We start from the raw sequence: 12,947 nt of genomic DNA on the forward strand, positions 1-12,947 counted from the left end.
CGGCTGCCGGCTCTGGCTGCCGGCTCTGGCTGCCGGCTCTGGCTGCGGGTTCTGGCTGCCGGTTCTGGCTGCGGGTCGGTTCACTGGTCGGAGGCGTCGGACTTGTCGACGCCGTCCCAGACGTTCGAGTACCAGGGGCGGTCGGCCGCCCCGAGGTCGGTGCGGGACTGCCTGGCCGCCTCCGGGTCGATCACGACGAACCCGGTCTCCCCCGGCAGCACGTAGTGCAGCCGCTCCCGGATCTGCTGCTCGGCGTAGGCGTCGTCCTGCCAGCGCGCCTTGAGGTCGCGCAGCTGCTCGACGCGTTCGCCGGCCTGCCGCTTCTCGCGCTCCAGATCGGCGATCTCGGCGCGCTGGGAGACGTACTGCCGCATCGGGTAGGCCAGGGCCACGATCAGCGTGCACAGGACGAGCGCGAGGAGCGCGGCACGGCCGGTGAGCCGGGAGCGGCGGGCCTGGCGCTTGGTCTGGGAACGGTAGACCCGGGCCGCGGTCTGCTCGCCGAGCAGCTTGATCCTGGTCGCGGTGGAGAAACGGTCCCGGTCCTTCACGGCCACTGCTTCCCGCCTCCCGTCTCACACGTGCGTACGTCCCCGCACACGGTACGGGACCGGTACGGGGACGTACGTACGACTGGCGGAGCCTTGACCCGGTTAGGGTCGGCGGCTCAGCCCTTGCTGTGCCCGAGGTCCGCGGAGCGGACGCGCGGGAGGGTTCAGCCCTTGAAGCGCGGGAAGGCGCTGCGGCCGGCGTACACCGCGGCGTCGTCGAGGATCTCCTCGATGCGCAGCAGCTGGTTGTACTTGGCGACGCGGTCCGAGCGGGCCGGGGCGCCGGTCTTGATCTGACCGCAGTTCACCGCGACCGCGAGGTCGGCGATGGTGACGTCCTCGGTCTCGCCGGAGCGGTGGGACATCATGCACTTGAAGCCGTTGCGCTGGGCCATCTCGACGGCGTCGAGGGTCTCGGTCAGCGAACCGATCTGGTTGACCTTGACGAGCAGGGCGTTGGCGGAGCCCTCCTCGATGCCGCGGGCCAGACGCTCGGGGTTGGTGACGAAGAGGTCGTCGCCGACGATCTGGACCTTGTCGCCCAGCTTGTCGGTGATGACCTTCCAGCCGGCCCAGTCGTCCTCGTACAGCGGGTCCTCGATGGACACGAGCGGGTACGCGGAGACGAGCTCCTCGTAGTACTCGGTCATCTCGGCGGCCGAGCGGGACTTGCCCTCGAACTCGTACTTGCCGTCCTTGTAGAACTCGGACGCGGCGACGTCGAGCGCGAGCGCGATCTGCTCGCCGGGGACGTAACCGGCCTGCTTGATGGCCTCGATGATGAGGTCGAGCGCGGCGCGGTTGGACTCCAGGTTCGGGGCGAAGCCGCCCTCGTCGCCGAGGCCGGTGGACAGGCCCTTGGTCTTCAGCACCTTCTTGAGGGTGTGGTAGACCTCGGCACCCCAGCGCAGGGCCTCGGAGAAGGACTCCGCGCCGATCGGGGCGATCATGAACTCCTGGATGTCCACGTTGGAGTCGGCGTGCGAGCCGCCGTTCAGGATGTTCATCATCGGCACCGGCAGCAGGTGCGCGTTGGGGCCGCCCAGGTAGCGGAACAGCGGCAGGTCGCTGGCCTCGGAGGCGGCGTGCGCGACGGCGAGCGAGACGCCGAGGATGGCGTTGGCGCCGAGCGAGCCCTTGTTGTCGGTGGCGTCCAGGTCGAACATGGCCTGGTCGATCAGGCGCTGCTCGGTGGCGTCGTAGCCGACGAGCTCCGGGCCGATCTGCTCGATGACGGCGAGGACGGCCTTCTCGACACCCTTGCCGAGGTAGCGGTTGGGGTCACCGTCGCGGAGCTCGATGGCCTCGAAGGCACCGGTGGAGGCGCCGGACGGAACGGCGGCACGACCCGTGCTGCCGTCGTCGAGGCCGACCTCGACCTCGACCGTGGGGTTGCCTCGGGAGTCCAGGATTTCCCGGGCTACGACGACGTCGATGGACGGCACGAGCATCTCCTTCTTGGGATGTGACGCTGGTTGTGCGGGGCCCGGGGGCCTTGATGAGCCCTTGCTGAGCCTTGCGACTAGAGCCTAACCGCCCCGGGACCGTCGGCAGCCGACCGACCGTCCCGTGGACAGACAGACGGTACCTATTGTTTCCGCCCGGAACAAAGGGAGTGGCCGAGAAAAGCCGACAGGAGGTGACGAACGGGCAAAGAGAAACCCCGCTCCGGTGCGTACGGGGGAACACGCACCGGAGCGGGGGGCCCGTGGGGACGGGGGGTGACCCTCACGAGGTCTTCAGTGTGCCGACCTCGCATATGAGGGCGCTGTGGCTTCTCTGGGGGCCAGGTGTCACTTCACGTGAGGTGACACCCCCAGGCGCCGCGACACCCCAGATGCGGTGTCACTTCAGGCGCCGTGACGCCTCGGGCGCGGTGTCACTTCAGGTGCAGCTGCTGGCCCGGGTAGATCAGGTCGGCCTCGACGACGATGTCCTTGTTCAGCTCGAACAGCTTCGCCCAGCCGCCCTTGACCTTGTGCTTCTCGGCGATGGAGCTGAGGGTGTCGCCCTTGACGACCTTGTACTCGCCGTCGCCCTTCTTGACCTTCTTGCCGGTCGGGGTGGTGACCGTCTTGGAGGCGGCCGGGCGGTCGGTCGAGCGGGAGGCGCTCTGCTCCTCGGTCGAGCGGCTGCTGGTGCTGCCGCTGTTCGACGAGCCGGCGGAGCCGGAGGAGCTGGACGAGCCGGAGCTCGAGGAGCCGGCGCTCGAGCCGTTGTAGGCGGCGCCGGACAGGCCGGTGCCGCAGACCGGCCAGGCACCCTTGCCCTGGCCCGCGAGGACCTTCTCGCCGATGGCTATCTGCTGGGACTTGGAGGCCTGGTCGGCGGTGGAGGCGTAGGCGGTGCCGCCGTACGCGGCCCAGGTGGACGCCGAGAACTGCAGACCGCCGTAGTAGCCGTTGCCGGTGTTGATGGACCAGTTGCCGCCGGCCTCGCACTGGGCGACCGCGTCCCACTCGGAGGCGGTGGCGGCGGAGGCGTTGCCGGCCGCCATCAGCGGGGCGGCGATGGCGACGCCGGTGACGCCGGCGAGCGTGGCGACGCGGGTCGCCTTGGAGGGACGGCGGTGCTTGCCCTTGGCGGAAAACAGCATGGTGGATCCCCTCACCGACGCCTGCGAGGTGAGCTGTCGGGTTCGGGCCGTGTGAGTTGCCCGGCCACTTCCTCGCCCGTCGGAGCGCTGCTCCGTGGGAGGTGTGGCTTCACCCCGAGCCGTTCCGGTCAACCGACCGGCGCGGCACTTACCTTGGGTCCCCCGCTCCTGCCTACGGCGCTTGACGCGACGACTGTTCCCGGGTCGTCGCTGGCAGGATTCGGCGTTGCGACGGCCGGGGCCCGGGTTGCCGAGCGGCCTCGACCGTAGACACGCGATCGGCGGAATTTCAAAGACGATCAGGGCTTCTGAGACTCATCCCACACTTTCACCAAACCGGACATTCGGCGCGAAGCGTGACGCGAACTGCCACTGTTTTTCTTGGGCTTTGCGCCCTATTCCACCCCTGTGTCGAGGGTCTGACCGGCGGCGATGTTGCTCGGGTCGACACCGATGAGGTCCCGGTTCTCGGCATAGAGGGCGCGCCATCCGCCGTCGAGGCCAAGGGAGTCGGCGATGGACGCGAGGGAGTCGCCCTCCTGGACGACATAGGTCGCCGCGGCGTGCCGGCCGGCGGAGGCGGTGGTGGTGCCGTCCAGGCCGTCGTCGGTCGCGCTCTTGGTCGTGGCCTCGTCGGCGGTGGCGCCGCGGTGCTTGCCCGAGCCGAGGGAGCCGGTGTCGACGAGGCTCCAAGAACCTTCGTCCTGGACGTATTTGTCCGAGTCGTCCGCGCCCGGGGTCGCCGTGGACGAGTCGTCGCCCGTCGAGCCGTCGCTCCGGCCGCCGGAACCACCGGAGGTACCGGAGTCACCCGTGGCGGCGGAGGAAGGGGACGAAGGGGAGGAAGCGGATGCCGAAGGCGAACTGGATGAATCAGCGGACGAGTCGGACGATCCGGTCGAGGAGTTCTCGTCGGCCGTGGAGCCCGAGGCGCCCGAGGATCCGGACAATCCCCTGGACAGGTCGGACAATCCGGAAGAACCAGACGAGTCTGACGAGTCGGAAGAATCGTCCGCCACGCCGGTGTCCACGTTCAGCGCGCCGTTCTCCTGGGTGAGCCCGGAGGTCAGCCCGCAGGTGCCCCACGCGCCGATCCCCTCGGCCGCGAGCACCTTCTGCGCGACGGCGATCTGCTGGCTGCGGCTGGCCAGGTCGGGGCTGGTGGCGTAGTCGAGGCCGCCGTGCGCCTCCCAGTCCTTCTGGGTGAGGCTCAGGCCGCCGTACTCGCCGCCGCCCTCGTCGGCGCTCCACGAGCCGCCGGTCTCGCACTGCGCCACCTTGTCCCACACCGTGCCGTCCGCCGCACTCGCGCCGGAGGCGGCGAGCAGCGGGATGGCGATGGCGGAGCCCGTCACTCCGGCCGCGACAAGGAGGGCCGGGGCCTGGCGGGGGCGACGGTGACGACCGTTCCCGGAGAGCATGCGAGGGGCCTTTCTCTGGACAGCACTGACCGGCGCGGCAGGTGGAACCGATGCGTCGCGCTGACGAGAGAACGTATCGGCAGACGATCACTTGTCACAAGTTAATGCCGCGCAGATCACGTGAAGATCACAGACTTGAGTGTTGGTCACCTTTGCTCCGCCGAACGGTCACACTCCGGCTGACATCCGGTCAGATGCGGATCCTCATGAACCGGAATGCACCGGAGTGAACTCGACCGGCAAAGTCCGCAGTCCGCGCATGATGAGCCCGCCGCGCCACCTCAACTCGGCCGGATCCGCGGCCAGTCGGAGATCGGGCAGCCGGGTGAGCAGGGTGGCCAGCGCGGTCTGGCCCTCCAGCCGGGCCAGCGGCGCTCCCAGGCAGTAGTGGATGCCGTGGCCGTAGCCGAGGTGCTGGTTGTCACGGCGGGACAGGTCGAGGGTGTCGGGGTCCGAGAAACGCGCCGGGTCACGGTCGGCGGCCGCCAGCACCACGAGCACGGGGTCGCCCGGCGCGATGTCCTGCCCGCCGATGCGCAGCGGCTCGGTCGCGAACCGCCAGGTGGCGAGTTCCACGGGGCCGTCGTAGCGCAGGAGTTCCTCGACGCCCGTTTCGAGGAGGCCGTGCTCGCCGTCGTCCTCGGTGAGCGACCGCTGGAGGCGTGCGCGCTGCTCGGGGTGGGTGAGGAGGGCGTAGGTGCCGTTGCCGATGAGATTGACGGTCGTCTCGAAGCCGGCGAACAGCAGGATGAAGGCCATGGCGGCGGCCTCGTTCTCGGTGAGGTGCTCACCGTGGTCCGAGGCGCGGATGAGACCCGAGATGAGGTCCTCGCCGGGAGCCGGGTCGGCGGGAAGCTCCGCGCGCTTGCGGTGGATCAGCTCCAGCAGATATCCGCGCATCTTCTTCACCGACCGCGCGACACCGCCCCGCGGGCCCCCGCCGTGCCGGATCATCATCCCCGCCCAGTCGCGGAAGTCGTCCTGGTCCTCACGGGGGACGCCCAGGAGGTCGCAGATCGCGTAGATGGGGAGAGGGAAGGCGAAGTCGTGGATGAGGTCGGCCTTCCCCTCGGCGGCGAACCGGTCGATGAGCTGATCCGTCAGCTCCTGGACCCGGGGCGCGAACTCGGCGACCCGACGCGGGGTGAAGGCCTTGCTGACGAGCCGTCGCAGCCGGGTGTGGTCCGGCGGGTCGATGTTGAGCAGATGCGTCATCAGCTCGGCCTTGCGCTCACCGGGGATGCCGGTCTTGCCCTTGGCGTGCGCCGGTTCGTCGTGGTGCGCCGGGTTCTTGGAGAGCCGCTGGTCGGCGAGGGCCTGTTTCGCGTCGGCATACCGGGTGATCAGCCAGGCCTCGACCCCGCTGGGAAGAACGGTGCGGTGCACGGGCGCGTGCTCGCGCAGCCAGGCGTAGGCGGGGTAGGGGTCGGTCGCGAACTCCCAGGTGAAGAGTTCGGGAGCGGTGCGGTCCGGGTTGTCGGTGTCGGGCTGCTCGGTCACTCCCCGACCGTAGCGGTGTCCTCGCCGCGCTCCGCGAGGGCCTTCCGCGCGGCGGGCTAACACCATGTGGGCGGCTTCGCGGTATCGGAGGGCGGCATCAGCGGCGTCGCCTCCTAGCCATCGGCCCCCTCGACACCCCGGATCGCGTCCCGGTACGCCCGCGCCGCCGCGCGCAGGGCCGCCTCCGGGTCGACGCCCTCCGACTCGGCTCGTGCCGCCAGGGCCAGCAGTTCGTAGCCGATGCCCTCGGCCGTCGGCAGCGGTACCTCCAGCCGTGCCGTGCGGGCCCGGGACACCAGCTTCGCCGCGAGGGCGAGACCGGGCTGGTGAAGGGGGACGCCGTCGGTCACCGACTCCCGCCGCTTCTCCGCCGCCTTCGTGCGCAGCCAGTGCTCCTTCACTTCCTCGGGGGTGGTGGCCGTGGCGTCGCCGAAGACATGGGGGTGGCGGTGGATGAGCTTGGCGACGATCGTGCCCGCGACGTCGTCGACGGAGAACGGGGACTCCTCGTCCTCCTCGGCGATGCGGGCGTGGAAGACGACCTGGAGCAGGACGTCGCCCAGTTCCTCGCGGAGTTCGTCGTGGTCGCCGTCCTCGATCGCCTCGACCAGTTCGTACGACTCCTCGACCGCGTACTTCGCCAGGCCCTTGTGGGTCTGCTGGGAGGACCACGGGCATTCGGCGCGGATCCGGTCCATGACCTGGACGAGGTCGAGCAGCCGGGCGCCGGGGAGGTCGTAGGAGGCGGGGAGCAGTTCCAGGTCGGGCATGGACACGCGGCCGGAGCCGGCCAGGCGGGCCAGGCCGTCGGTGAGGGCCGGTTCGCCCTCGCCGGTGGCCACGACCACGACCGTGCGGCCGCCGGCGCAGGCGGCGAGCAGTTCCTCGGCGGTCGGGGAGGTCTCCTCGACGGTGATGCCCGCCTCCCGCAGATAGGGCAGCTGCGGATGCGCGCCGTCCGCGCACAGCACCCGGTCCGCCGTGCGCAGGGCCTGCCAGGCGGGCCAGGACAGCAGGCCGGGGGCGACGCGGTGGCTGGTGGTGAGCAGGACGACGCGGCCGGGGGCGTCGGCCGGGGTGTGGGCGGCGGCGGAGCTGATGGCGTTCACACCCCGAACGTAACCCACGCCCGTCAGCGGCCCCGCGAGTTATCCACAGGAAGGACCGCCCGGTCGTACGATCACATGGTCACGTCGTCTGCTGCGTCCCGGCCGCCGAGATCTCCCGTACCCAGGGCGTCTTCGCGTCGACGCGGGCGACCTTCTGCGCGTCCCAGTTCCCGTAGCGCGGGTTGAGATCCACGTCGAGTGCCTTGGACGCCTTGGACAGCGCGTTCCAGAAGGCGGGCTGACTGGTGTTCGTGCCGAGCTCGGTGGCGAGTTTCTGGGCCTCCAGCTGGAGGCGGAGGTTCTCGTCGAGACGCTGCGGCGGAATGCCGTACTGCTGGAGCCACGCCGTCTCCAGGCCCTTCGCGCCGCCCGCCTGCTGCTCCAGGCCGGCCCGCATCTCCTGGACCTCCCGGCGGCTGACGGTGATGCCCGCGTCCTCGGCGGCGCGGTGCAGCACCTTGTCGAGGACCATGCCGTGCAGGGTGTCGCGGGCGAGGGAGCCGGTCTGGGCGACGGCCTGCGCGTACTGGGCGTCGTCGGTGACCGCGGCCCGCTGGGCCGTGCGCACCTCGTTCACCCGGCTCTCCAGTTGCGCGACGGTGATCCGCTGGTCGCCGACGACGGCCGCCGCGCCGGGATGCGCGTCGTTCCCGCAGGCGGCGAGGAGAGGGGCCGCCACGATCGCGGCGGACAGCAGGAGCGCGGTACGACGACGGCGGTGCAAGGGAAACCTCCCGAGGAGATTGTGCGACGGTGCACAAAGTCTTGCGGTGATCGATGTTAGGCAGTGGGGCGGCTGGGGCCAACCCATTCGACCAACGATTCACCAGGACTTCGGGCACCGCCGCGCCCGCTCTTCGGTGCGAGGGCTCAGCCCCGCGCGTCCACCGCGTGCTCGACCGCTTCCGCGACGCCCGCGCGCAGACCGTCGCCCGTGGGGACCGTGCGCACGTTCCCGCTCGCGCGGGTGGCGCCGCCCACCGGGACGAAGTCGACCTTCCTGTACCGCGCCGCCGTCGATTCCACCGCGGTGACCTCGGGATCGCCGACCGCCAGGACGACGTCGCAGGAACGCTGGAGGAGGCCGTTGAGGAAGGGGCGCGCGTTGCCGGTGCTCTGTTCGCCGGTCACCGGCGCGTAGCTCACGCGCGCGTGCGTCTTCACGGACGCGTCCCGCATGCCCTGCCAGACGGTGGCCGCGGTGCTGTCGGCGGTGATGCCCTTGTCCCCGGTGAGGAGGCAGGCGTCGACGTCGGTGTAGGCGCGGGCCCGGGTGGCGGGGACGGCGGGACGGTCGTACGCAGCGCCGCGCCGGCCACCGCTCCCGCGAAGACCATCCTCATGTCCCGCCCTCCCCCGAACGTCCTGCACCGTGCCTGCGGTCTGGTGTGATCCGGTTCAGCCGACGATGGCGACCGGGGCGTCCCAGGTGTCGCGGTCCACGGTGATCGTGTAACCGCCGCGGGTCTCCTTGCTGTTGACCTGGTACTGGTGGCCGCGGCTGTGGCCGGTGAACTGGGTGGCGCCCCACGGCCAGTCGGTGGTCGTGGTGTCCTTCTTGTCCCACAGGGCGTACCAGAGGTTGCCCGGCAGGTCCGTCTTGTTCGTCGCGGTGGCGATGGCCTTGGCGCTGGAGCTGCTGAAGCCGTAGTAACCGGCCCGGTAGATCTTGGCGCGGAGGGTCTTGGTGAACGAGCGCACATACGCCAGCACGGCGTCGTTGCACGCCTTGTCGGTGATGTCGTACGCCTCCATGTCGAGGTAGACCGGGCTGCCGGCCTTCATGCCGAGCGCCGAGGCCTTGGCGACCGCGTCGGCGCCGTCCGTCGCGCCGAGGGAGGTGGCCGTGGCGGCGGTGATCTTCTCGGGGCTGGAGCCCGTCTGGCAGGGCGGCTGGGCGCCGACGTAGAGCGGGATCAGCTTCCAGCCGACCGTGTTGACCGACTTGACCCAGGAGGCGGTCAGGTTGGGCTGCGCGCAGCCGCGGTTCTTGCCGCCGACGTAGACGGCCGCGCCGCCGTAGTACCCGTCGGTCTTCCAGGCCTTCATCGCGGCCAGCGAGGGCGCGGTGCAGGCGTCGAAGGCGCGCCCGGTGTAGGTCTTCTGGGCGGGCCAGGTGGTGGCCGCCATCGAGGTCTGCGCCGCTATCCCGGCCCCCGCGAGGACGGCCGCGCCGGCCACGCCCCACGTGATGTATCTGCGCTTCCTGGACTGCCGGTGCTCGGCCATCCCCACCCCATCGTTCGTCTCCGTGTGCGGCGCTTGCCGCGTGGGCCTGTGGCGTGTGCCCGTGCCAGGCCGAAGTCCCCTGATCCGATGCGACGATACGGTCTCGACCCGACGTCCGCACCGGACGGATCGCACCGTAACCCGCGCCAACCCACTGATCGGGAAACACAGGTCCCGCATAGCGACAAGATTCGCTCATGTCACAGTAAAGAAGCGACGCCCTGGAGCGGCCCGTCCGTGTCCTACCCTTAGCCCCTGGTGACTTGGGGGGCGACATGACGATGCCGACGACATCGACGGCGGCGGGCGCGGAGAGACGGCTTGCGGGCGGCTGGTTCCAACGGCTCGCCTGGGGGGTCCTGGTGTGGGGCTCGCTGGGCCTGCTGGTCTGGGTGCCCTTCCTCTACGTGGCGATCCGCCGCGGCCATTCCTCGGACTGGGCGGCCTTCGCCTCGTTCGCGCTGTACGAGTGCGTGACCCTGCCCTGGGCGGTGATGACGGCCGACGGCGACGGTGACCCCTACCTCGGCATCGCCGTCATGGTGTCCCTGCTGACGGCTACGGGCATGCTCCTGTTCGCGATGTTCGACAAGAGGCTCCCGGCCCCGCAGCCCACCTACGGCACGGCCATGCACCCGCAGGGCCAGCCGTACCAGCAGGGGTATCAGTACGGGAGGTAGGGGCCGCGGGTGCCGTGCGGCAGCATGTCCAGGTGCCCGACATCCTCGATCCACGTACTGCCATGTCCCGCTCCACTCTGCTCGCCGAGCGGCTGTTCTGGCTTCAGCACCTCTATTCCTGCGCCCAGCCAGGGCCCTGCCGGTACTGCGCGGTGGACCACGACCCACGCGGGCGGGCGGATCAACGACGGCCGCTACTCATTCCGCAACCCCGCACAGCCCGTCGCCCTCGACGACGGCGGTCTGCGCCGGGTGTCCGCGGCTCCCGCCCCATGAGGACGTCGAGCGGGGCCGGCAGCTCACGGGCCGGGCGGCGGCCACCAGGGCCAGGCGCCCGCGCCGCAGGGTGAAACGGCCGGCCGAGTCGCGGGGACAACACCTGCCGTCGCCCACGGTCCCGGTCCCGGTCTCGGCAGCGCCCCGGCGAGCCGCCTCTTGCGCCAACAGAATCGTGGCGCCGGCCTCCTGAGCCCCGGTCGCCCGCACGCACATCCCAAAGATTCATGTCAGACCTCACGGCTCGCGAACTACGCCAGTGTCCTCACTGATCCCACGAGGCCACCGGGGCCGGCCGGCTGCGTCGACGCGAGAAGGACCTGGACTCCAGTCGCGTGGGAACGCCGAGAGCACCGCCACCATCTCGCGGCTGTAGTCGTCGCACAGGGCCAGCAGCTCGCGTCCCGTCGTGGAGGCCGGCAGGTCGGTCCCGTCGGTGGCGGTCAGGACCGCCTCGTGGCACCGGCCCTCGACTTCGAGATTCCGGGTGGCGAAATAGCCCAAGCCGTAGCCGCGGAGGGGGTCGGCGACGTTCGCCAGGTAGCACTCCCGATCCTTCTCCCCCGGCACCACCGTCAACGTGTCGTCCACGCACCCGTCGAGGTAGCGGGCGAGTTCCCGGGTGCGGACGACGATGGTGTCCGTCTGGTCCTCGGTCATCTCGCCCAGGGCCTGGCCCAGCAGCATCCAGCCGCTGATGGCCTCCAGTTGAAAGGTCTCGGCGAGTTCGGGATCGACCTCGGAGTCGAACAGCGGCGCCCGGCTCAGCCGGTCGAGGGCCTGTTGGAAGTCGTCGTCGAGCTCGCCGTCCAGCCGGGCCGCGCCCTGGTGGAGGAGGCCCTCGACCGCTGCCTGGTCCACGCCCCACTCCTGCGGCATCGCGATGTCCGACAGAGGCGCCTGCAGTCGGCGCACCGCGAAGAACGCGGCCTGGTGCCGCCGGGCCCGGTCCATCCGCCGGATCTGTGCTGTCAACCTGTCGTCGAGACGCCAGTCCACCGGGCTCTCCAGGGGTAGCACGGATCCGTTCATGAAGGCGTACTCGGCGCCGCCGGTCGGCCCGCCTTCTCCCACTCCACGAAGGTGTTCGTACGGGCGTGGACGAATTCTCTCACCGGGTCGACCGAGTAGTTCCACAGCACGCTGCCTATGCAGCCGCGACCGCGCGGAACTGCTCGACCGCCTCCGCATACCGCTCCATGCGCAACAGGGCATCGGCCAGGTGCCGCATCCACACGTTGGGCTCGGACCTCGGCGACTTAGCCGGGCGCCGTAGGGCCGACGTGAGGCCGCCCTGGGGACGCCGCCGGTCTGCCGGCCCCCGCTCACCCCGCGTGGAAACGCTCCGGTGCCTTCGTGGGGTTGCCCCCGGTGGGGAGTTTCTGGGCGGGGCAGGTCTCCAGGACCTTCTCCATCGCGGACTTCTCCGCCGCGGTGACCCACAGTTCGTACTTCTTCTTCACGGCTACCTGCGCCGCCACGTACGTGCACCGGTAGGCCTTGTTGGGGGGCAGCCAGGTCGCCGTGTCGCCGTCGCCCTTGGAACGGTTGGTGCTCGCGTCGACGGCGAGGAGGTTGAGCGGATCGTTGGCGAGCGCTATGCGCTTGCCGGCGTCCCAGTACTTGGCGCCCTTCTGCCAGGCGTCGGACAGGGCGACAATGTGGTCGATGTCGACCTTGCTGCTGCCACGCCGGTACGTCACGTCCTTCCCGGAGTACGGGTCCGACTCCAGTACGCCGTAGGACACCTTGCACGCGCCGCCGGTGAACTTCACCTCCTCCAGGTCGCGCTTGAGTATGTCGTCACGGGTGTCGCAGGAGTTGGAGTCCGTGTCCGCCCAGGCGGAGCCGAACTTCTCCCGGTCGTAGCCGGTCTTGGGCGCCCGCCCCTTCACGGCCAGCGACTCGGCCGCCGTGAGAGCCGCTCCGCCGCTCCCCGCTCCACCGCCCGCCGTCGCTCCCGCACCACCGGCACCCGAACCCGTTGCGGAACCGGAGTCCGACCCGGTGACCTGCTCCTTGCATCCGGCCACCGAAACAGCACACATCAGCACGGCGGCGACCGCCGCCCCACCCCTCAGACGCTTCACGCGCCCCTCCCCTTGCCGGCCCTATGCCACCCCGCACAGGGCGCTTTCCCCTGACGGGGACCGGCACACACGTTAGCCAGGGGGCGCTCGGGGGCGGTCGGGAGGTCCAGACCACCACCGATTCAAGTGGGCATCTCGCACTTATGGGGAATATCGTCGGTGGAGAGTCACCTCCGGAAGGAGCTCTGGATGGGCATCCTCGACAGGTTCAAGAGCAACAAGGCGGCACAGGACAAGGCCAGGAGCATGTCCGACGCCGCGGAGCAGAAGGCGAACGAGAAGACGGGCAACAAGTACGAGTCCCAGGTCGACTCCGGGCAGCAGAAGCTGCACGAGCGGCTGGGCATGGACGAGGAACGGCCCGACCAGCCCTAGGTTCTGTCCGGCGGATCATGTGACTTTTTGACTGGTCGCTCGTTGGTTGGGTCATGGGTCGGGGGGATCTGACGAATCGCGAGTGGTTACTGCTGGAGCCGCATCTGCCGCCTCCAGGTG

The 12,947-nt window shown here is 70.1% G+C and carries 14 protein-coding genes and 1 riboswitch; of the genes, 2 read left to right on the top strand and 12 right to left on the bottom strand.

All coding sequences use genetic code 11. From position 1 onward, the window contains the following. Window positions 1–80: 80 nt before the first annotated feature. The 9 genes from QQM72_RS35440 to QQM72_RS35480 form a co-directional block, all read right to left on the bottom strand. Window positions 81–557 (bottom strand): FtsB family cell division protein, encoded by a 477-nt coding sequence (locus QQM72_RS35440; RefSeq protein ID WP_314224900.1) that lies wholly within the window; start codon window positions 555–557, stop codon window positions 81–83. Between the two features lie 158 nt (window positions 558–715). Beyond that, complete coding sequence (eno, locus tag QQM72_RS35445; protein WP_054244161.1) at window positions 716–2,002, bottom strand: phosphopyruvate hydratase; 1,287 nt, start codon at window positions 2,000–2,002, stop codon at window positions 716–718. A gap of 428 nt (window positions 2,003–2,430) precedes the next feature. Next, window positions 2,431–3,147, bottom strand: coding sequence for a transglycosylase family protein (locus QQM72_RS35450; protein WP_314224901.1), 717 nt, complete (start codon window positions 3,145–3,147; stop codon window positions 2,431–2,433). 3 nt (window positions 3,148–3,150) lie between these two features. Then, window positions 3,151–3,337, bottom strand: a riboswitch (cyclic di-AMP (ydaO/yuaA leader). A gap of 205 nt (window positions 3,338–3,542) precedes the next feature. Beyond that, the gene (locus QQM72_RS35455) at window positions 3,543–4,568 is read right to left on the bottom strand and encodes a transglycosylase family protein (protein ID WP_314224902.1); all 1,026 of its coding nucleotides are present in this window, start codon (window positions 4,566–4,568) and stop codon (window positions 3,543–3,545) included. A gap of 204 nt (window positions 4,569–4,772) precedes the next feature. Beyond that, window positions 4,773–6,068 (bottom strand): cytochrome P450 family protein, encoded by a 1,296-nt coding sequence (locus QQM72_RS35460; RefSeq protein ID WP_314224903.1) that lies wholly within the window; start codon window positions 6,066–6,068, stop codon window positions 4,773–4,775. A 113-nt stretch (window positions 6,069–6,181) separates the two neighbouring features. Further along, complete coding sequence (locus QQM72_RS35465) at window positions 6,182–7,177, bottom strand: nucleoside triphosphate pyrophosphohydrolase (protein WP_314224904.1); 996 nt, start codon at window positions 7,175–7,177, stop codon at window positions 6,182–6,184. A gap of 79 nt (window positions 7,178–7,256) precedes the next feature. After that, window positions 7,257–7,901, bottom strand: a complete 645-nt coding sequence (locus QQM72_RS35470) for a SurA N-terminal domain-containing protein (RefSeq protein WP_142264683.1) — start codon at window positions 7,899–7,901, stop codon at window positions 7,257–7,259. A gap of 146 nt (window positions 7,902–8,047) precedes the next feature. Continuing rightward, a complete protein-coding gene (locus tag QQM72_RS35475; protein WP_314224905.1) occupies window positions 8,048–8,548 on the bottom strand; it encodes a hypothetical protein in 501 nt (166 codons plus the stop codon). Between the two features lie 27 nt (window positions 8,549–8,575). Then, complete coding sequence (locus QQM72_RS35480; RefSeq protein ID WP_314224906.1) at window positions 8,576–9,406, bottom strand: glycoside hydrolase domain-containing protein; 831 nt, start codon at window positions 9,404–9,406, stop codon at window positions 8,576–8,578. A 275-nt stretch (window positions 9,407–9,681) separates the two neighbouring features. Here QQM72_RS35480 and QQM72_RS35485 point away from each other — a divergent pair, with 275 nt between their 5' ends. Beyond that, window positions 9,682–10,086 carry a hypothetical protein gene (locus QQM72_RS35485; RefSeq protein WP_314224907.1) on the top strand — a complete coding sequence of 135 codons (405 nt, stop codon included), beginning with the start codon at window positions 9,682–9,684 and terminating at the stop codon, window positions 10,084–10,086. On the opposite strand, the gene QQM72_RS35490 is transcribed toward QQM72_RS35485, so the two are convergent. From QQM72_RS35490 to QQM72_RS35500, 3 genes are all read right to left on the bottom strand, one after another. Then, a complete protein-coding gene (locus tag QQM72_RS35490) occupies window positions 10,071–10,196 on the bottom strand; it encodes a hypothetical protein (protein WP_314224908.1) in 126 nt (41 codons plus the stop codon). The genes QQM72_RS35485 and QQM72_RS35490 overlap by 16 nt on opposite strands. A gap of 403 nt (window positions 10,197–10,599) precedes the next feature. After that, window positions 10,600–11,436, bottom strand: a complete 837-nt coding sequence (locus QQM72_RS35495; protein WP_314224909.1) for a hypothetical protein — start codon at window positions 11,434–11,436, stop codon at window positions 10,600–10,602. Between the two features lie 251 nt (window positions 11,437–11,687). Further along, window positions 11,688–12,452 (bottom strand): HNH endonuclease family protein, encoded by a 765-nt coding sequence (locus QQM72_RS35500; RefSeq protein WP_314224910.1) that lies wholly within the window; start codon window positions 12,450–12,452, stop codon window positions 11,688–11,690. Between the two features lie 189 nt (window positions 12,453–12,641). On the opposite strand from QQM72_RS35500, the gene QQM72_RS35505 reads away from it, so the two are divergent. Then, window positions 12,642–12,827, top strand: a complete 186-nt coding sequence (locus QQM72_RS35505) for an antitoxin (protein ID WP_314224911.1) — start codon at window positions 12,642–12,644, stop codon at window positions 12,825–12,827. Window positions 12,828–12,947: the final 120 nt, after the last annotated feature.

Origin of the sequence: Streptomyces zaehneri (assembly GCF_032248645.1) — a bacterium.
Classification (GTDB): Bacteria; Actinomycetota; Actinomycetes; order Streptomycetales; family Streptomycetaceae; genus Streptomyces; species Streptomyces coriariae.